16 protein-coding genes are annotated in these 21071 nt (G+C 34.4%); 12 read left to right on the top strand and 4 right to left on the bottom strand.

The window, feature by feature from the left end:
- The first annotated feature begins 89 nt into the window (after nt 1–89).
- Genes topA through WHC90_RS05975 form a run of 7 tightly spaced genes read left to right on the top strand, consistent with a single transcriptional unit; the run spans nt 90 to nt 9387 of the window.
- Nucleotides 90–2591, top strand: a complete 2502-nt coding sequence (gene topA / locus WHC90_RS06005; RefSeq protein ID WP_188597578.1) for a type I DNA topoisomerase — start codon at nt 90–92, stop codon at nt 2589–2591.
- A gap of 43 nt (nt 2592–2634) precedes the next feature.
- Nucleotides 2635–3795: a formimidoylglutamase gene (locus tag WHC90_RS06000; RefSeq protein ID WP_188597577.1), complete on the top strand. Its 1161-nt coding sequence runs from the start codon at nt 2635–2637 to the stop codon at nt 3793–3795.
- A gap of 31 nt (nt 3796–3826) precedes the next feature.
- Nucleotides 3827–5179 carry a gliding motility lipoprotein GldK gene (gene gldK, locus WHC90_RS05995; RefSeq protein ID WP_229664875.1) on the top strand — a complete coding sequence of 451 codons (1353 nt, stop codon included), beginning with the start codon at nt 3827–3829 and terminating at the stop codon, nt 5177–5179.
- 4 nt (nt 5180–5183) lie between these two features.
- Nucleotides 5184–5801, top strand: coding sequence for a GldL-related protein (locus tag WHC90_RS05990; protein WP_188597576.1), 618 nt, complete (start codon nt 5184–5186; stop codon nt 5799–5801).
- Nucleotides 5802–5810: 9 nt separating this feature from the next.
- Nucleotides 5811–7349, top strand: coding sequence for a gliding motility protein GldM (gene gldM / locus WHC90_RS05985; RefSeq protein WP_188597575.1), 1539 nt, complete (start codon nt 5811–5813; stop codon nt 7347–7349).
- Between the two features lie 4 nt (nt 7350–7353).
- Complete coding sequence (gene gldN / locus WHC90_RS05980) at nt 7354–8328, top strand: gliding motility protein GldN (RefSeq protein WP_188597574.1); 975 nt, start codon at nt 7354–7356, stop codon at nt 8326–8328.
- An 18-nt stretch (nt 8329–8346) separates the two neighbouring features.
- Complete coding sequence (locus tag WHC90_RS05975; RefSeq protein WP_188597573.1) at nt 8347–9387, top strand: NAD(P)/FAD-dependent oxidoreductase; 1041 nt, start codon at nt 8347–8349, stop codon at nt 9385–9387.
- Here the strand turns inward: WHC90_RS05975 and WHC90_RS05970 are convergent.
- Nucleotides 9384–9773: a DUF983 domain-containing protein gene (locus tag WHC90_RS05970; RefSeq protein WP_188597572.1), complete on the bottom strand. Its 390-nt coding sequence runs from the start codon at nt 9771–9773 to the stop codon at nt 9384–9386. The two genes, WHC90_RS05975 and WHC90_RS05970, sit on opposite strands and share 4 nt — an antisense overlap.
- Before the next feature lie 53 nt (nt 9774–9826).
- On the opposite strand from WHC90_RS05970, the gene WHC90_RS05965 reads away from it, so the two are divergent.
- Genes WHC90_RS05965 through WHC90_RS05950 form a run of 4 tightly spaced genes read left to right on the top strand, consistent with a single transcriptional unit; the run spans nt 9827 to nt 14086 of the window.
- On the top strand, nt 9827–11740 hold the full coding sequence (locus WHC90_RS05965; protein ID WP_188597571.1) for an ABC-F family ATP-binding cassette domain-containing protein: 1914 nt from the start codon (nt 9827–9829) through the stop codon (nt 11738–11740).
- An 8-nt stretch (nt 11741–11748) separates the two neighbouring features.
- Nucleotides 11749–12687 (top strand): 1-aminocyclopropane-1-carboxylate deaminase/D-cysteine desulfhydrase, encoded by a 939-nt coding sequence (locus WHC90_RS05960; protein ID WP_188597570.1) that lies wholly within the window; start codon nt 11749–11751, stop codon nt 12685–12687.
- Nucleotides 12684–13559 carry a glucosaminidase domain-containing protein gene (locus WHC90_RS05955; RefSeq protein WP_188597569.1) on the top strand — a complete coding sequence of 292 codons (876 nt, stop codon included), beginning with the start codon at nt 12684–12686 and terminating at the stop codon, nt 13557–13559. Before WHC90_RS05960 ends, WHC90_RS05955 begins: the two co-directional genes overlap by 4 nt.
- On the top strand, nt 13556–14086 hold the full coding sequence (locus tag WHC90_RS05950) for a gamma carbonic anhydrase family protein (protein WP_188597568.1): 531 nt from the start codon (nt 13556–13558) through the stop codon (nt 14084–14086). Before WHC90_RS05955 ends, WHC90_RS05950 begins: the two co-directional genes overlap by 4 nt.
- A 70-nt stretch (nt 14087–14156) precedes the next feature.
- Here WHC90_RS05950 and WHC90_RS05945 read toward each other — a convergent pair whose 3' ends face one another.
- On the bottom strand, nt 14157–14750 hold the full coding sequence (locus tag WHC90_RS05945; protein ID WP_188597567.1) for a hypothetical protein: 594 nt from the start codon (nt 14748–14750) through the stop codon (nt 14157–14159).
- 107 nt (nt 14751–14857) lie between these two features.
- On the opposite strand from WHC90_RS05945, the gene WHC90_RS05940 reads away from it, so the two are divergent.
- On the top strand, nt 14858–16507 hold the full coding sequence (locus WHC90_RS05940) for a mechanosensitive ion channel family protein (protein ID WP_229664873.1): 1650 nt from the start codon (nt 14858–14860) through the stop codon (nt 16505–16507).
- A gap of 96 nt (nt 16508–16603) precedes the next feature.
- Here the strand turns inward: WHC90_RS05940 and WHC90_RS05935 are convergent, their stop codons facing one another.
- Nucleotides 16604–19012, bottom strand: coding sequence for a zinc-dependent metalloprotease (locus WHC90_RS05935; protein ID WP_340820520.1), 2409 nt, complete (start codon nt 19010–19012; stop codon nt 16604–16606).
- Nucleotides 19013–19236: 224 nt separating this feature from the next.
- Nucleotides 19237–20934 carry a lysine--tRNA ligase gene (gene lysS / locus WHC90_RS05930; RefSeq protein WP_188597564.1) on the bottom strand — a complete coding sequence of 566 codons (1698 nt, stop codon included), beginning with the start codon at nt 20932–20934 and terminating at the stop codon, nt 19237–19239.
- Nucleotides 20935–21071 lie beyond the last annotated feature (137 nt).

The following is a 21071-nucleotide window of genomic DNA, read 5'->3' as shown; positions in this document are numbered from 1 at the left end:
CTAAAAAAATTAAAATTAAAAAAAACTAACTACTTTTGCAGTCCAATTTTACAAGTTCAGTTGAGTAGAATTGTTCAATTTTAAGATGTATGGCAAAGAATTTAGTAATCGTAGAGTCACCGGCTAAAGCAAAAACAATCGAAAAATTTTTAGGTAAAGATTTTCAAGTAGAATCAAGTTTTGGGCATATTGCAGATCTGCCTTCCAAAGAGCTTGGGATAAATGTAGATGGAGATTTTTTGCCAAACTATATAGTTTCTTCAGACAAAAAAGCTTTGGTAAAAAAGCTAAAGGACTTGGCTAAGAAATCAGACATGGTTTGGTTGGCAAGTGATGAGGATAGAGAAGGAGAGGCTATTGCGTGGCATTTAACTGAGCAGTTGAATTTAAAAAGTGATCAAACTAAAAGAATTGTTTTTCATGAAATTACTAAGAAAGCAATTTTAAATGCTGTAGAGAATCCAAGAGAAATTAATTACAATTTAGTGAACGCTCAGCAAGCTCGTAGAGTTTTAGACCGTTTGGTTGGTTATGAATTGTCTCCAGTTTTGTGGAGAAAGGTTAAAGGAGGTTTGTCTGCTGGTAGAGTCCAATCTGTTGCAGTCCGTTTAATTGTAGAACGCGAGCGTGAAATTGAAAGTTTTGTCCCTGAGGCATCTTATAGAGTTGATGCAGAGTTTGTAAATTCAGAAGGGAAATCATTTAAAGCCAAACTACCAAAAAATTTTACAAAGAAAAAAGACGCAGAAACTTTTTTAGCATCCTGTTTAGGGGCTGATTTTTATGTAGATGATCTACAGAAAAAGCCTGCCAAAAAGAGCCCAGCAGCACCATTTACAACATCAACCCTACAACAAGAAGCTTCTAGAAAATTAGGGTTTCCTGTTGCAAAAACGATGATGATGGCACAGCGTTTATACGAAGCAGGTTTGATAACTTATATGAGAACAGATAGTGTAAACTTATCTGAAGATGCAAAAGCAGCTGCTCAAGAAGAAATTACAAAATCATATGGAGCAGCTTTTAGCAAGCCTAGAAGTTTTGCAACCAAATCAAAGGGAGCTCAAGAGGCTCACGAGGCTATTAGACCCACAGAAATGAGTAGAAGTGAAGTTTCTGTTGATTATGATCAAGATCGTTTGTATAGTTTAATCTGGAAACGAACTCTAGCTTCGCAAATGAGTGATGCTATTTTAGAAAGAACAGCCGTAAAAATTAAAAACACCAAAAACGCTAAAGTGTTTACAGCTAGTGGAGAGGTAATTACTTTTGAAGGGTTTTTAAAAGTATACTTAGAAGGTACGGACAATGAAGATGATGAGCAAGATGGTATGCTGCCAATGATGCAAGTAGAAGAGCAGTTAAACAATCAGCTAATCACTGCAACAGAAAGATATACAAAAGCGCCTTATCGTTATTCAGAGGCTGCTTTGGTAAAAAGAATGGAAGAGTTAGGTATTGGACGACCGTCAACCTATGCACCAACCATTTCAACCATACAACGTAGAGATTATGTTCAGAAAGGAGTCATAGAAGGCGTAGAGAGAAACTACGAGCAAATGAGTTTGAAAAATGAAGAAATTTCAACAAAAACTTTGACAGAAAAAGTAGGTTCAGACAAAGGAAAGTTAGTGCCTACAGATATTGGAAACGTAGTGAATGACTTTTTGGTTGAGAATTTTTCTAATATTTTAGATTTTGGTTTTACAGCAAAAGTAGAATCAGATTTTGATGAAATCGCAGAAGGAAACGAAGATTGGATTGCGATGATTAAAGATTTTTACAATACTTTTCACCCTACGGTAGAAGATGTTGCAGAAAATGCAGAAAGAGCTAAGGGAGAGCGTTTGTTAGGAATTGACCCTGAAAGTGGAAAAAATGTTTACGCTCGTTTAGGACGTTTTGGTGCCATGGTTCAAATCGGAGAAGCAACGGATGAAGAAAAACCGAAGTTTGCAAGTTTACAAGGAGATCAAACCTTAACTTCTATTACCTATGAGCAGGCAATGGATTTGTTTAAGCTTCCAAAAGTTCTTGGAACTTTTCAAGATGAAGAGGTTTTAGTATCAAATGGTCGCTTTGGACCTTATATTAAGTTTGGTAGTATGTATGTGTCTCTAGACAAAGGTGAAAACCCAATGTCTGTAGATTTGGAAAGAGCAGAAGAGCTAATTAGAGCTAAGCAAAAAGCAGATGCGCCTATTGGTACCTATGAAGATTTACCAATTCAAAAAGGTGTTGGTCGTTTTGGTCCTTTTATCAAATGGAACTCTATGTTTATCAATGTCAATAAGAAATATGATTTCGACAATTTATCTCAAGCTGATTTAGAAAATCTAATCGAAGATAAAAAACAAAAAGAAAAGGATAAATTGATTCACGATTGGCAAGATGCAGGAATTCGTGTAGAAAAGGCACGTTGGGGTCGATTTAATATTTTAAAAGGAAAAATAAAAATAGAGCTTCCTAAAACTACCAAGGCAGAAGAATTGACCTTAGAGCAAGTAGAAGAAATGATTGCTGCCAAAGCCCCAAAGAAGAAAGCAGCTAAAAAGAAAGTAGCTAAGAAAAAAACTACAAAAAAGAAGTAACAATTAGTTATATTGTACCCTATTTATAAGCGATCCTAAACGAATGATATTCGATTTTTTAAAACCAGTAAAAGATTCTCTTATAGCGCATCTTGTATTGCAATCTGCTCAGAGTTTTGGTAGAACTATTCAGATCTATTCAGAGCAACAGGGTTTTCCTGATTTAGAAACTGTAGAGGTGGCTATTTTTGGTATTGAGGAGGATAGAAACTCTGTAGACAATCTTCATACTGGTGAGCAATTTTTTGAAATTCGAAAACACCTATACCAATTGTATCCAGGAAATTGGCACACCAAGATTGCAGATCTAGGAACCATTCAAAAAGGAGCGACTACAGAAGATACTTATTTTGCTGTTAAGACGCTCTGTGCTTACCTAATTAAAAACAATATTATTCCAGTATTAATTGGTGGCGGTCAGGACATTACGTATGCAAATTATAGAGCTTATGATGCTCTTGAGCAGACCGTAAATTTGGTTGCTGTAGACGCTAAGTTTGATATTGGAGGAGCAGAAGATGCTTTAAACTCTAGATCTTATTTGAGTAAGATTGTGATGGACAGCCCAAACAATCTATTTAATTTTAGCAATATAGGATATCAAACCTATTACAATTCTCAAGAAGAATTAGATCTTCTAAACAGCTTGTTTTTTGATGCCTATCGACTTGGTCAGGTTAAAGATTTAACCTTAGTTGAGCCAATTATGAGAGATGCAGATATTGTTAGTGTAGATATAGGAGCTGTGCGCCAAAGCGATGCACCTGCAAATAATAACGGATCTCCAAATGGTTTTTACGGAGAAGAAATTTGCGCCATAGCTAGGTATGCAGGTATCAGTGATAAAGTGAGTTCTTTTGGGATTTATGAATACAATCCAAAGTATGATCAAGCAGGACAAACAGCGCATTTGATAGCTCAAATGATCTGGTATTTTATAGAAGGCGTTAACTTTAGAGCAAAGGATTATCCATTTTGCACTGTAGAAAACTACCAAAAATTTATAGTATTGGTAGAGAATGATGATCCCATCAATTTTTACAAAAGTGATAAGAGTGGACGATGGTGGATGGAGATAAATATTCTTACAAATAATAAATACAAAAGACATGCGTTAATACCATGTACCTACGAGGATTATGTTCAGGCAACTGATCAAAATATTCCAGAGAGGTGGTATAAAGCGCTAAGAAAATTAATATAACAATCGAAACGATTTTGAATCAAATAATTAGATGAAGAAATTAACAATGAAGAACCTTGTGCTAGTTGCATTAATGAGCACCATATTGTATAGCTGTGGTTCTAATGATCGCGGTGAGTTGACAGGTGTAAGTACCAAGGCAAAATGGTATGCAGAAAAACCTTTAGGAATGGTTTTAATTCCAGAAGGGGCAGTGAGTGTAGAAGTAAAAGATCCGATAGATAATTCTGTTAAAGTACAAACCAAGTCTGTTAGTGCATTTTATATGGACGAAACTGAGATTACCAATAGACAATACAAACAGTTTATCGAGTGGGTTAAAGATTCAGTAGTACGATCTAAATTGGCTGAACAAGCGGAAATTGCAGAATTACTTTCTGACAATCCAAATCCAAGTAAAAACCGAAGAGGTATTTACAGATATGCGTATTTAAAAAAGAAAGAATCTAAAAAAAGAAAGTTATCGGTATATGATCAATACATGTATGAAAACTACTACTTTTTAGACGATTTAGAAGAAGCAAAAGAACTTAATTGGAATGTGCCAATTATTTGGAATCCTCAAAGTTTTCCAGATGTTGATTATGTTGAGGTTATGGATTCTTTGTATCTAAGAAAAGAGCAAACTGAAAAAGGAATTAGAAGGTTTGATCCATCAAAATTAAACTACCGATATAAGACGCGAGATGATCAAAAAAAGACCATTGAAAAAGTCTTAAACATTTATCCTGATACAGCAGTGTGGGTAAAGGATTTTACAGATTCACGCAACGAGCCAATGCGTAAAAATTATTTTTCTCATCCAGCATTTTTAGATTATCCAGTTGTTGGTGTTACTTGGGAGCAAGCAATTGCATTTTGTAATTGGAGAACCCGTTATAAAAATCAATTTTTAGAAGAATCAACCAAAAGCAAGCGTTTTAATATTGCACCTTTTAGATTGCCTACAGAAGCAGAATGGGAGTTAGCCGCAAAAGGAGGTAAGGATGTTACTGTTAAATATTCTTGGGGAACCAATTCTCTTGTAACAGATAAAGGTTGTTTTTTAGCTAATTTTAAACCAAAGGAAGGAAACTATACAGAAGATAGAGGCTTGTATACCGTACTAGCAAAACACTATGCTCCAAATGATTACGGGCTTTACAATATGTCTGGAAACGTGGCAGAATGGACTAGTAGCTCTTACAATTTGGTAAAAGACGTTAATGTGTCTTCAGTAAACCCATTTAAGAATGACAAATCAACTTCTTCTAAAATTACCAAAGGAGGATCTTGGAAAGACGTCGATTACTTTTTAGAAATTGGTTCTAGAGATTTTGAAAACAAAGACACTCCTAGAAGTTATATTGGGTTTAGAACTGTAAGAGATTATATAAAAAATTAAGAGCATGTTTGGAAAAAAAATCATGAATTTTATTCGACGAAATATTGATAAAATTTACAATATTGGAGCGGCTGTCGTTATTTTAGGGGCCTTATTTAAAATTGAGCATATTGTTATTGGTCCATTAAATGGGGGCCTTATGTTAACAGTAGGTTTGATTGCAGAAGCGTTGGTTTTTACCTTGTCTGCTTTTGAAAAGAATGATGACTCAGTAGCTTTAGGAGTTCAAGCAGAAACAGAAGAAGAAACTGTAGGGGGTATTTCTAATAAAACAGCAGGAGGAAGCTCTTTAGATGTGGCATTAAATGCAGATATTTTAGAAAAGTTATCAGCTAATTTTAAAAACTTAAACAATGCTTCAGAAGCACTGTCTGATTCTGTTCAAATTAATACTATTATTAAGCAATACAACGATCAGATGACCGCAGCTGTTTCTCATTTTAGTGCGTTAAACAACGAGACTGAAAAACACCTAAAAGCATCATCGGACAATGCAAATATCAATGCAGACATCGTAGAGAAATCAAAAGATGTACAAGAGCAATTAAGCGCATTAAACAGCAATTTAAAAGCCTTGAATCAAGTGTATCAAGGAATGTTGTTAGCGATGGAAAAAAAATAATAAGCGACTATGTCCCACCAAAAAACATCAGTAAGACAGCGAATGATAAACCTAATGTATTTAGTGTTTATAGCGATGCTTGCTATAAACCTAAGTCCAGAGGTGCTTTCGGCATTTGGGTTCTTAAAAGATGACCTAGAAGCTTATAACAACGCTACTTCGCTTAAAAACAAAAGCTTATATGCTAATTTAGATAGCAAAGTTTCTGATCAATATGAAAAATATAGACCACTACAAATAAAGTTAAATAAGGTAAAAGAAATATCTGCAGACTACTATGGGTATTTAGCTGATTTAAAAAAGACTTTATTTTTATCGGTAAAAGATTCAACTAATTATGAGTTGATGAACTCATCCAATTTTTTAGATGATTATTTTTTTAGAGGCGAAGGTTATAGTAAAAAAGGACAAGAGTTTATTGATAAAATGAACGATTTTCAATTGAGTTTAACAACAGCGTTAGGGCAAGAATACTCAGGTCTAGCAACTGTCATTGAAAAAAGATTTAGTGCAGCAGATCAGGTAAATTCTGAAAACAAAACCATCAAATGGTTGGTATATCACTATCGAGGTTTTCCTTTGATTGCATCGATCACTAACATCACACAGTTGCAAACAAAAATAAAGAATACAGAAAGCGATATTTTAAATGCGCTTTTAGGTAGAAAGCTAGACAATGAAGTTTCTTTAAAAAATTATAAAGGAATCGTGCGTCTTGATAAATCAGCCTATTTTTCTGGAGAAAATGTTACGGGGCAAATCGTGTTGGGTAGATATGATGCTACGCTTTTACCTGATAAGGTTTTATTAAATGATGTTGATATTACTAAAAATGTAAAGGACGGACAAGTTATTATAGATATGCCAGCTGGGAACGTTGGAAACCATGATATTAACGGTGTGATTTCATTTGTTCAAGATGGAGTTCCGACAGATGTCTCATTTAGTAGTGTGTACTCTGTGATTACACAACCTACGGAGGCAGTTATCTCTGCTGATAAAATGAATGTGGTTTATAGAGGTTTGGAGAATCCAATTTCTGTCTCATTACCCGGAGTTGCTGATAAGGATATTTTAGTGTTTTCTACGGGGTTGAAAAAAGTAGGTACTGGTAAGTATATCATTAGTCCAGGTGCAGAAAAAGAACTTTCTGTAAATGTTTCTGCAGTCTTGTCATCTGGAAAAAAGGTTAGCTCAAAAAAAATATTTAGAGTAAAAGATGTGCCAGAAGCTACCACTATGATTCGTGGAGAAAGTGGCGTGATTAGTTTGCCAAAATCGAGTGTTTTAGGTCTTAGAATTGATGCTGGTTTGCCAGATTTTGTCTTTGATTTAAATCTAGAAGTAACGGGTTTTAAATTAAAAGTCCCAGGCCAGTTAGCCATATTTGTTTCTGGAAACGTTATGGATGAGCGATCTAAAAGTTTGATTCGAAGAGCAAAAAAAGGTGACATCATTAATATCTTTGAAGTCAAAGCAAAAATACTAGGAAAGTCATCATATCAGTTAAAAAAAGTTTCACCAATAAGTGTAGAAATTATAAATTAAAACTATGAAATTACAACAAAAATTAATGATATACACCTTGCTGTTTCTAATGGGAAACACTTACGTGCAATCACAAACAAAAGCAAATTCAAACACTTTTGGAAAGTCAAACTATGAGCTTTCTGATCTTTTGGATGAAGATCGTTTTTTGTGGTCTAAAATTGTTTGGGAATACATAGACCTATCTAATCCAGAAAATAAAAGTCTTCTTGGAGTTGTGGACCCTGCTAAAGGGAAAACACAGCTAGAGCCTTTGTTTGATTTTTTAAAGAATCAAATTTATACAAACCCAAATGCCGATGTATTTTTTACTGCTGATTTTAAAGAAAAAATGAAGGTAGAAGAGGTAAAATCAAAATTGACTAACATTCGTAAAAAAGGAGAATACACGGATGTATTTGAAGTGAAAGCAGATGATGTTTATGGCTATTTGGTAAAAGGAATTTGGTATTTTGATAAGATAGAGTCTACAACGCGTTTTATAATAGTAGGGATAGCTCCTATGGGGCCAGATATCCAAACTCTTGGTGTTCAGAATATAGATGATGATAATATTTATGAGTTGTTTTGGATGTACTATCCGGCTTTGCAAGAGCAATTTTCTAAAATATCCGTATATGATAGTAAGAACAGTCTTAAAACCTTGCCTTTAGAATATTATTTGTCTAACCGAGAATACATAGCTACTGAGATCGATGAAAACAGTATAAACAATAACAATTCTGTGTTTATTTCTCGTGACTTAAATACTTTTCAGTTAAAAAAGAACGTGACTAAGACTGATAGTATCTACAAGAAAAAAGAAAATGTATTTTGGTTTAAGAAAAAAAAGGATGATGCTACTCCAGAGGATTATGACCCCAATAAACCAGTAAGTACAGCTAAGTTAACCTTGAGAGAAATTTTAGCGATTAACCAAGCGTATAAAAAAAATAAAGAGAATACAAAAAAAGAAGAGTCAAAGAAGAAAAAGAACTAAAGTTCGCAGCGCGTTTTAATGAAGGTAGATTATATCATCGTAGGTTTAGGCCTAGCAGGACTTGCTTTTGTTGAACAATTGATCGCTGCTAAAAAATCATTTGTGGTTTTTGAGGACGCTTCTCAAACCTCTTCGTTGGTTGCGGGAGGTGTATACAATCCTGTTATTTTAAAACGTTTTACACCTGTTTGGAACGCCAAAGAACAGTTGGAAGTTGCCCTACCTTTCTATAGCTCTTTAGAGCAAAAGTTTCATCAAAAGTTTGACACAAAATTTGTTACTAAAAAGGTATTTAAAAGCATAGAGGACCAAAATAATTGGTTTATGGCAGCAGATAAACCTATGCTTTCTGAGTATATGGACCCAAACATTTCTCACCAAAAGTACAATGGCGTTCTTGCCGATTTTGGCTTTGGCCAATTACAAGGTTCTGGTAGAATTGATACTGAAAAATTGGTTCAGACCTATCGTGATTACCTTGATAAAGAATCAAAAATATTTTTTGAGAAGTTTAATTATCAGTCAGTCAAAATACTAGATAAAGGGCTTTCTTATGAAGACATTGAAGCCAATCGTATCGTTTTTTGTGAAGGTTTTGGCGTGCTTCAAAATCCATTTTTTAAAGAACTACCCATTAAAGAAGCTAAAGGTGAGCTAATTACCATTTACGCACCAGAACTTGCCATTGATTTTTTATTGAAATCAACACTGTTTGTGCTGCCTTTAGGAGGGCATTATTTTAAAGTTGGAGCGACCTTTAACTGGAAAGATAAAACCTCAGATCCTACTCTGGAAGGGAAGATAGAACTGGTGGATAAATTAAAGAAAGTTTTACAGGTGCCCTATACAATTGTAAGTCAATCAGCAGGGATAAGACCCACGGTTAAAGATAGAAGACCTTTGGTCGGAAAGCATCCAGAATTTCAGCAATTAGCTGTTTTAAATGGTTTGGGAACTCGTGGCGTTATGATTGCTCCAGTATTGGCTAAAAACCTCTTTGAGCACTTAGAAAATGGAGAGAACCTTGATCCAGAAGTCGATATCAAAAGATTTGATTAGTGTTGATCTTTGGCCGCTTTAGGGTCATAACTCACAAACATATTAATCCATAATATTCTTGACAATCTTAGATTGATTGGCATCATAATTAATAAGACTATAAAGATAGCAGCAAAAGACTCTAATAAACTTGCGCCAAAAAATAAGGTGCTTGCTAAAAATGCAGCGATAGATAAACCCACTGTGATTCCGTAATTTACATACATGGCTCCGTAATAAAAAGAAGGTTCAATCATGTATTTTAATTGGCAATTAGGACAATGTGTATGGAGTTCGGTTACTTTGGTAGGAGCGTAACTTAGTTTGTGTTTAAAGAAATCGCCCTCTTGACATCTTGGGCATTTGTTGTTAATAATACTGTAAAGTTTTGTCCCTTTTTTAAACATGATGAGTGTAATTTTTTGCCTAGCTTTGCACACATCAAAAATACAAAAATTTCATGTTAAATGTACATAATTTATCAGTCACTTTTATGGGGACTGATTTATTCTCAGGAATCACTTTTAAACTTAATAAGGGAGACAGAATTGGACTGATTGGAAAAAATGGAGCAGGAAAATCTACCTTGTTGAAAGTCCTGTCTAAGGATATTGAAACCAGTGGGGGTACCATGGCATTTGACAAAGATATTCGTCTGGGTTTTTTAAGACAAGATATTGATTTTGTAGAAGGAAGAACTATTTTAGAAGAAGCTTATCAGGCATTTGAAGAAATCAAAGCCATAGAGCTTTCTTTAGAGAAAATAAATGAACAGTTAACTACTCGTACCGATTATGAAAGTGAAAGTTATCATCAACTAATTGTAGATTTAACAGAGCTAACAGAGCGTTATGAGCTTTTAGGTGGATATAACTATCAAGGAGACACCGAGAAAATACTTCAAGGTCTTGGTTTTCAAAGAGAAGACTTTGACAAACTAACAGATACTTTTTCTGGGGGTTGGCGTATGCGTATCGAGTTGGCAAAATTGCTTTTACAAAACAATGATATCTTATTGTTGGATGAGCCTACTAACCACCTTGATATAGAGTCAATAATTTGGTTGGAAAACTTTTTAAAAGGCTACTCAGGTGCTATTGTCTTGGTTTCTCACGATAAAATGTTTTTAGACAATGTGACCAACCGAACCATAGAGATTTCATTGGGTCAGATTTACGATTATAAAAAGCCCTATTCAGAGTTTTTATTGTTGCGCGGTGAAATCAAAGAAAAACAGTTGCAAGCTCAGAAAAATCAAGATAAAGAGATTAAGCAAAAGCAACAACTTATTGATAAGTTTAAAGCAAAGGCTAGTAAGGCCTCTATGGCACAATCGCTGATGAAGCAGTTGGATAAAGTAGAGCGTATAGAAGTAGATCAAGACGATAATGCAACCATGAACATCCGATTTGCAGTATCTAAAGAGCCTGGTAAAATTATCGTTGAGGCAGAAGAGATGAGTAAGAGTTATGGTGATAAACTAGTTCTTGATAATGTAAATTTATTGATAGAAAGAAATAGCCGCATTGCATTTGTAGGTCAGAATGGTCAAGGAAAATCAACCTTGGCAAAAATGCTTGTTGGAGACATTCCTTTTAAGGGGCATTTAAAACTTGGGCATAATGTACAAATCGGTTATTTTGCTCAAAATCAATCTGAGCATTTACCACCTGAGCAAACAGTTTTACAGATCATGGAAGATGCCGCAACCGATAGTAATCGCGCTCGTGTTAGAGACATGTTGGGGTCTTTCTTGTTTGGAGGTGATGCCGTTGATAAAAAGGCTAAAGTCTTGTCAGGAGGAGAGCGAAACCGATTGGCCTTGTGTAAATTGTTGTTGTCTCCTTTTAATGTTTTAATCATGGATGAGCCAACAAACCACTTGGATATTGCTTCAAAAAATGTTTTAAAACAAGCCCTGCTTAATTTTAAAGGAACCCTTATCCTGGTATCTCACGATAGAGATTTTCTACAAGGATTAACCAATACGGTTTACGGCTTTAAAGACAAAGAAATTAAAGAATACTTGGGCGATATTGATTATTTCTTAGAACAGCACAAAATGGAGAACCTTAGAGAGGCTGAAAAAAGAACGGTAGTTAAAGTTGACAAGAAAGAAACCCCTAAGAAGCAAGCCAATAAAGAAGAGGAAAAAGAAATCAAAAAATTACGCAATCAATTATCTAAAGTAGAAGCTTCAATTTCTAAATTAGAATCAGAAATTGAAACCCAAGATTTGGCGTTGGCACAAGACTATGAAGGAACGGCTTCTAAGCCTAATTTCTTTGAACAGTATAAAGCTAAAAAAGCAAAACTTGAGACGCTAATGGAGGATTGGGAGTCTATTGCTGCCAAAATTGATGATATTTCTTAAATTGTGATATGTTTATTGATGAAAAGCGCATTCATAATCAACCCATTACACTCTCTTTTTTAAAAGATAGTTCTATTGAGCTGTATGTAAAGCGAGAAGATCAATTACATCCAATGGTATCTGGAAATAAATTCAGGAAATTAAAGTATTCACTTCTAGAGGCAGAACAACAAGATCATACAACTTTGCTGAGTTTTGGAGGCGCTTACTCTAATCATATAGCCGCAACAGCAGCTGCGGGAAAGCAATTGGGTTTTAAAACCATTGGTGTAATTAGAGGCGATGAATTAGCGAAGGATTTAGAAAATACTTTTTCTACTAATGCAACGTTAAGAGAGGCAAGGAATAATGGAATGCAATTTTACTTTGTTGATAGAGAAACCTACAGAACAAAAGAAGATCCTCAATTTTTAAACGAGCTAAAAAAACGATACGGAAACTTCTATTTGATTCCAGAAGGAGGTACAAGTATGTTGGCAGTAAAAGGCTGTGAAGAAATTTTAACAAACGAAGATAAAAAATTCGATTATATTTGTGTAGCTGTTGGTACTGGTGGTACTATAGCTGGTTTAATTAACACAGTAGCAGCACATCAACAAGTTATTGGTTTTCCTGCCTTAAAAGGAAGTTTTTTAAAAGAAGAGATTTTAAAATTAACTTCAAAAACAACAAATTGGTGCCTGCAAACCGCCTATCATTTTGGAGGCTATGCTAAAAGTGATCCAATATTAATTGCTTTTATGAACCAGTTTTTAAAGGAAACAGGAATTCAACTGGACCCAATTTATACAGGGAAAATGTTTTATGGTTTGGTACAGATGATCCAAAACCAAGAGTTGAAAACAGGCAGTAAAGTATTGTTAATTCATACAGGTGGACTTCAAGGGATTGAAGGCTACAATAAAATATTAGCAAAGAAACAACAAGAAATTATTCAAGTTTTATGAAGTTACAATCGTTTTTTTTAATGCTTATTACCTCGTTTTTTTTATTGAGTTGCGGAGGGAAAAAAACGATTGTCAAATCGAAAAAAAAATCAAGTTCAAAATCTGAAGTAATTGTAGAAAAAGAAGATGTTTCTTTAAAAAAACTACCTTCGGTTGATCAGGCTTCACATGTTAAAAATCTTAAGAAAAAGAACAGTAATTTAAATAAGTACACTTTAGACTATATTAAAACCTATGCTTCTTTAGCAGTGATAAAGATGCATGAATACAAAATCCCTGCAAGTATTACACTAGCCCAAGGGATTTTAGAATCTGGAAGTGGTCGAAGTACATTGGCTAGAAAATCAAACAATCATTTTGGTATTAAATGTCATGCCGGTTGGGAAGGAGATCAGGTACTTCATGATGATGATGAGGACGATGAATGTTTTAGAAAGTATACATATGTGTCGAGTTCATTTAATGACCATTCTAACTTTTTAACGACAAGAAACCGCTATGCCTTTTTGTTTAAAATTAAAAGGAATGATTATAAAGCTTGGGCAAAAGGTTTAAAAAAAGCAGGCTATGCTACTGATAGAAAGTATCCGCAGAAGTTAATTTCTTTAATTGAGACCTACAAGCTCTATGAGTTTGATAAGGTTAAAGAAAGGGATCTCAAAAAATGGAAAAAAGAGCCTGTAGTTGTAGAGGTTGAAGAGAAGAAAGTTGAAGTCATTACCACCGATTCTGCCAGTCTACACACCGTTAAAAAAGGAGACACTTTGTATTCAATTGCAAAAAAATACGGTCTTAGCGTAGCTTTGATAAAACAAAAGAATAAATTAAAAAGCAATCAAATATACATCGGTCAAAAACTAGTCTTAAAATGAGTATTATAAAAGCTATCAAAGGAAATTTCCCTCAGATTCCATCGGATTGTTTTGTTGCCGAAAACGCAACTATTGTTGGAGAAGTTAGTCTAGGGTCAGGTTGTAGTATTTGGTATAATGCTGTTCTTAGAGGAGATGTTCACTTTATAAAAATAGGAAATAAAGTAAATATACAAGATGGAGCAGTGATTCATGCTACCTATCAGAAATCACCAACAACTATCGGAAACAATGTTTCTATAGGTCACAACGCAATAGTACATGGCTGTACTATTCATGATAATGTTTTAGTCGGAATGGGCAGTATTATTATGGACGATTGTGTGGTAGAAAGCAATTCTATTATTGCTGCTGGAGCGGTGGTAACCAAAAATACACATATTAAAAGCGGTAGTATATATGCTGGAGTGCCTGCTACAAAAGTAAAGGATATTTCAGAGGAGTTAATTAATGGAGAGATTCATAGAATCGCCGATAATTATTTAACCTATTCTAGTTGGGCTACTGATAGTGTTGACCAAAAGTAAAACCCAATAAAGAAAGTCTTTACTGGGCTTTGGTGTTCAAAATAAATCAAATAAATACTACACTTTTTTTTTAACGAGCTCTTCTTGTTCTTTTTGGGCTGCTCTTTTTATTTTTTGATGACTTTCCTTTAGCCATTCTTTTTTTTGTCATTTTACCTTTAGCCTTCTTTACACGGGTTTTAGATAATTTTTGAAACTTTTCATATTGTACAGGCGTTAAGATCTTCTTTATTTTAGCTTTAAAGTCAAGTTGTGCGTCTAAAGCCTTGTTTTTGCTGTTAAAATCAGCTCCAGATCGTCCTCTTGCAGTACCTCTTCTTTGCATTTTTCCATCCTTTACTTCGGCAACTACTCGCTTTTTAAAGTCTGCATTGTCTTTGCTGTCTTTCTTTATTTTTGCAATCTTTATTCTTGTGTCTGCTACTTTCTTCGCTCTTTCGTGAGCAGCTTCAGCACGTTGCTTTGCTTTTTCTTCAAAGAGTTTTGCAACTTTGTTAATCTGATCTTTAGAAAGATCTAATTGCAAAGCCATTTTTTTTGCAGTTAATGTGCTGCTTTGTTCTGGACTCATGTTAGAACCCATTCTAGCTCTGTTTGATCTTTGTGCTTCTGCAGTAAAACTGAATGCGAGAAGAACTACTAAAATGCTTGCTATATTTTTCATATTTTTTGTTTTTAAGTTATTATTTTGTTTGTCTCTTTGACTATAGATTTTTTAAAAGGTTTAACTTTGTTTTGTTTTTTAACAAGGGATTAACAAAATATAAGTTTATGATTAAGAAGGTATTATTACTGTTTTTAGTGTCATTGTCTGGAGTGATTTCTGCCCAAGATTCAACCTATGTCAATTTAAAAAACCCACATGCGACGCTGTATACGCATTTGTATTATTTGCAATCTGATTCTTATGAACCAGAAAAATCGGCTAAAAGTATTTTACCAAAAGCAACTAAAGATCCAGTAAAAACGGCTGTAAGACTTAAGAAGATTTTAGACGGGAAAGGTCTGTTTATTGATTTTAATACGGTTCCTAGAAATCCAAATTATACAGATACCACTCAGGTAGCGAAACCACATAAATACATTCCGTTTCCGCTTCGAATGCCGACGATATATGTAGAAAAAGTTGATAATAAATGGTATTATTCATTAGAAACCATTCAAAATGTGGACCGTCTTTATGAAGAAGTGTATCCATGGTATATAGAGAAATTGCAAAATATTTTACCTCAGTTTGACAATAAAAAAATATTCGGAATTGAGTATTGGCAGTTGATGGGCTTGATTTTGCTGTTTGCACTTTCATACTTGGTCTTTTTTGTGATTAAAAAAATTGCTTTTTTCGTGCTTTTGAAAATTCAATACAGCATCATTCACGTTAAAAATATTGGTATAAACAAAGTATTAAAAAAATTAGCCCACCCAATTAGTTTGTTAATGGCTTTGTTGTTAATAGATAAAGTATTTCCATCCCTACAATTTAGTTTAACCGTAAACAAGTGGTTTTTTCTAGCCATTAATATTGCAGAAACTATTTTTTGGATTTATATCTTTTTAAAATTGGTGGATGTAATGATGAAAATCTATTCAGAATTTACAGAAAGAACCCACAACAAATTAGATGATCAATTGGTGCCTATTTTGCGAAACCTGTTAACGGGCTTGGTATTGTTTTTAGGAGGTCTAAAACTATTAACCCTGTTTGGAGTTAATCCTACCACAGTAATTGCAGGAGTTTCTATTGGAGGTTTGGCATTGGCATTAGCATCACAAGATACCGTTCGTAACCTTATCGGTACGATAATGATTTTTCTAGACAAGCCTTTTCATATTGGTGATTGGATTGAAACTGGAGAAGTTGTTGGAACCGTAGAAGAGGTTGGTTTTCGATCAACAAGAGTACGTGCGGCAGATACCTCTATTTATCAAATACCAAATAGCAAATTAGCTGAGATTGTTATCAATAACAAAGGTTTGCGTTTGTATAGACGTTATAACACCAGTTTAGGGATACGTTATGATACGCCTCCGGTTTTGATTGAAGCTTTTGTTAAAGGTGTAAGAGAACTTGTTATAGCTCATCCAGAAACCAGATCAGAGTCCTATAATGTTGAGTTTACAGGCTTTGGTGATTCTGCCTTGCTAATTATGGTTAATGTCTATTTTAAATCCTTAGAGTGGGGTACAGAGCAATCTTCTAAACATCGCTTGCATATGGCCATTGTTAAATTGGCTAAAGTCTTAGGAGTAGAGTTTGCATTTCCGTCAACTACGGTTCAGATAGAGCAGTTTCCTGAGAAAAAATCTATTGATATGAAATACAATACGGTTCAGGAAGATATAGATGCTGCTGTTGCTAAAATTATACAAGAGTTTCATGATAAACCCTTTAAGCTAGATGATGAAAGAGACGGTAACTAAATAGATTTAGGAAGAGTTTTAATTTATGCTCTACATGTATGGTAAATAAAAAAGCCTCACCAAATTGGTGAGGCTTTTCTGTTTTATAAGAGATTCTTATTTAGGATCTAAAATAACATCAATTTTTTCTACGATGTCATTTAAGTGATATTTCGTTAAAGTGTTAGCAGCTGCTGGAGTTGCTTTTTTAACATCACGCTTGATTCTTTCTAATTCACCTCTAATAATAGCATTTACATCAGAAGCACCTGAATCAGATTTCATCAATGACCCCAATCTAGCGATGTGAGCTCTTTGAAGATTTCTTCTGTAAGTGTCTATTGATTTATTAGCATAAATTTCTGACCATACCCCTTTTCTGATGTCAGACATCATAGATACAACAGTATATGCTTTAGAACCATTTAGAGTTTCGTTTTCAATCATACGAACCATTCTAGAACCATTCAATAAGCTACCTAAAGCTCTAGTTTGGATTCCTTGAATACGATTTGTAACACCAGAAAACTCTGTTCTTGCAATGATCTCTTTATTAATTAACCAAGTTGGAGTGTTAAAAACTTGTTTGATTAAATAGTTAACACTACTAATTTGACGCTCTTTAGGAACATAGGTATAAATTCCTCCTGCTTGATCAGCAGTTTTGTTATTTTCATATATACCACCAACATTCATGGCAACATGTCCTGTGTATCTGTTAAATTGAGAAATTACATGTCCGTACATTTCTTTTAGGTCAGAATAATCTTCACCATCTTTTCCAGTCCATTTGATTAGATTAGGAACAATTCTTTTTAAGTTGGCAACTCCATAGTTACTCGCTTTTACAGCATCATCTCCTAAATCTTCAGTTTGAGCACTAGGATCAACACCTAATTGTCTACCAAAATGGTATAAAGGATCTCCTGCATGCTTAAGAATCCAAGCATCCAAAGTTGCTTTTTCAGAATTAGCATCTGCATTTAAAATTGGACGATATCCCCAAGAAATAGCGTATTTGTCATAAACACCAATGTTTGGCATTAATGCAACTCCTTTATCTTCTGGTTGTGCTACATAGTTAAAACGTGCATAATCCATAATAGATGGTGCAGTTCCGAATTTTTTAGTAAACTCAGCAGAACGTAAAGACTCTACAGAATAAGCAGAACTACTTCCCATGTTGTGAGGCAATCCTAATGTATGTCCAACTTCGTGAGAAGATACAAACTTGATCAACTCTCCCATGATTTCATCTTTAAACCCAACCATTTGAGCTTCTGGATTGATGGCAGCAGTTTGAACAAAATACCATCCTTGTAATAAACTCATTACATTGTGATACCAGTTAATATCTGATTCTAAAATTTCTCCTGATCTTGGGTCACTAACGTGAGGTCCATTTGCATTTGGAATCGGAGATGCTAAATAACGAACTACAGAATAACGAACGTCTTCTGGAGACCATTCTGGATCTTCTTCTTTGGTAGGTGGAATTTTAGCAACAATAGCATTTTTAAAACCAGCCGCTTCAAAAGCTACTTGCCAGTCATTAATACCTTGCATGATGTATGGTACCCATTTTTTTGGAGTAGCTCTATCAATATAATAAACGATTTGCTTCTTTGGTTCAACCAATTCACCACGTTTAAATTTTTCAATATCTTCATCTTTTACTTCCAATCTCCATCTGTCAAGGTAAGTAACTGTTTTACTTTTTTGATCTTCTAAACCATAATCAGTTTGAGAACTAGTAAACCAACCTACACGAGCATCAAAATAACGACGTTGCATTGGTACTTTTGGTAATAAAATCATAGAATTACTCAATTCTAAAGAAATAGACCCAACATTTCCATTTGATGGAGCTGCACTTGCAATATAAGTTTTTACGTGTCTGATTTCGATATTTTGTGGGTAACTGCTAATTCTGTCAATATAAGAACGTTGAGAATCTACACGAGACATTTTATATCTAGATCTCATTCTAGAAGGGAAACCAATAGCAGCAACATCAGTGCTAAATAAGCTTGTTGCATCAATTACAGTTGCTTTGGTGTCTTTGTTATATGCTTTGATAGGAAAAGCAAATAAAATAGGTTCAAAATTAGAGTTTGCTACAGCTTCGTGAACTGGTAAACTTTTGTCAGCAACGATTTTGTGAGAAACAACACGCAATAAAATTTTCTTGTCATTTTGCTCCCAACGCAATACTTGTGTGCTAAGTTTTTGTCCACCAAAATCAATTCCGCTAGCGGTTTTGGCAATACGAGTTACCATAAGCATTTCTCTTCCCATTAAAGAATCTGGGATTTCAAATAAGTAAGACTCATCTTTTTTGTGAACAATAAACAGTCCTTCGTCTGTTTTAACATCCTTAGTAACTACTTTGCTGTAGTCCTGGATAGCTCCTTTTTTTAGAGGGGCTCCTTTAGTTGGAGTTGTTTTTGTTTGCGCTGATACATCAACGATTAATCCAAAAACAAATAAGATTCCTAAGAACCTAGAGAGTATTTTGTTTGTCATGATTTATAGATAAAAAAATTAGTTAATTAAGCTGCTCAAGGTACTGATTAATAAAAAGGTAAAATCTTAAAGAAATGTTAAAGGAATTACTTTTTTAGCTTTTTTTTAACTTTTTAGATGCTTCGGTGAAGCTAATTCATTATGAGTGAGGCTAAAAACAAAAAAAAAGGAATAGATCAATCATTAATATTGTTCTATTCCTTTTGTATTTTATATAGGGTCTTTTATACCAACTCTACAAACAAACCTATGTCAGTTTTTGAAACTTTGGCAACCTTGTTATTGGTTAAGTGCTTAATGGTTTTATCCCATTTCTTATTGGATAAGCCACTCTGAGTTTTTAATTCGTTTAAGTCAATTTTTTCTGCTTTGGTAATAAGTTCTAAAACCGCTTTTTCTTCGTCATTCAATTCTACAGCTACCGCAGTTTTCTCTGGTCTCATTTGTGGGAAAAATAGGACTTCTTGAATGGATTGGTTGTTGGTTAAAAACATAATCAAACGATCCATACCAATTCCCATACCTGATGTAGGAGGCATTCCGTATTCTAAAGCTCTTAAGAAATCAAAATCTATAAATTCTGTAGCCTCATCATCTCCTTTTTGTGCCAGTTTTAATTGGTGTTCAAAACGTTCGCGTTGATCAATAGGATCGTTAAGCTCAGAATAGGCGTTGGCAATTTCTTTACCACAAACCATCAATTCAAAACGCTCTGTTAGCTCAGGGTTCTCTCTGTGTTCTTTACACAAAGGGCTCATTTCTTTTGGATAGTCAGTGATAAATGTTGGCTGTATGTAATTTCCTTCACATTTTTCACCAAAAATCTCATCGATTAATTTTCCTTTCCCCATGGTTCCATCCACGCTAATTCCCATGCCTTTTGCAGCGGCTCTAATTTCGTCTTCAGTTTTTCCTGTAATGTCAAAACCTGTAAAATGTTTGATAGAATCAGCCATTGTTACACGAGCATAAGGAGCTTTAAAATCAATTTCATGTTCTCCAAATACAGCTTTCGATGTTCCGTTTACTGCAATTGCACAGTGCTCTAGTAATTGTTCACAAAAGCTCATCATCCAGTTGTAGTCTTTATAGGCTACATATATTTCCATGGCAGTAAACTCAGGGTTGTGAGTTCTGTCCATTCCTTCATTTCTAAAGTTTTTTGAAAACTCATAAACACCTTCAAAACCTCCAACAATAAGTCTCTTTAAATACAACTCATTGGCAATTCTCATATACAATGGAATGTCTAATGAATTGTGGTGGGTAATAAAAGGTCTTGCAGCTGCCCCTCCAGGAATCGGTTGTAATACCGGTGTTTCAACTTCAAAATATCCAGCGTCGTTAAAAAACGTACGCATGGCATTAAACAATTTCGTTCTTTTAACAAAAACCTCTTTTACATGTGGGTTTACAACCAAATCAGCATAGCGTTGTCTATAACGCATCTCCGGATCGTTAAATTGATCAAAAGAATTTCCTTCTGCATCAGTTTTTGGAAGCGGCAAAGGTTTTAAAGACTTGCTTAGTAGGGTAAATTTTTGAACTCGAACACTTTTTTCACCAACTTGTGTGGTAAATAATTCTCCTTCAATCCCAACAAAATCTCCAATGTCTAATAATTTCTTATATACGTCATTATACAAGGTTTTATCCTCGCCCAAACAAATCTCATCTCGGTTAAAATACACTTGGATTCTTCCTTCAGAATCTTGAATTTCTGCAAAAGAAGCTTTTCCTTGGATTCTCCTAGACATTAAACGACCAGCGATGACTACCTTTTTTCCAAGCTCAAAATCAGCTTTTATTTGTTTTGAGTTATCGGTAACTGGGTATAAGTCAGCGGGATATGGGTTGATGCCTAGTTGACGTAATTTAGAAAGCTTTTCTCTTCGTACAACTTCTTGTTCTGATAATTGCATAATACCTTTTGTTTATAAGGAGATTTGTAAAGCGGCAAAGATACAATCAATTGGAGAATTAAGCAATGCACTAGGCCTTAGATTTTTTTAGTTTTAAGGCAATACTATTGTAGATTAAAAAAAACCTCTTATATTTG

This window comes from Polaribacter pacificus (assembly GCF_038024035.1).
In the GTDB taxonomy this organism is placed as follows: Bacteria; Bacteroidota; Bacteroidia; order Flavobacteriales; family Flavobacteriaceae; genus Polaribacter; species Polaribacter pacificus.
Note: the sequence above shows the minus strand (reverse complement) of the source record. Positions and strands in the feature narration are given on the sequence as shown.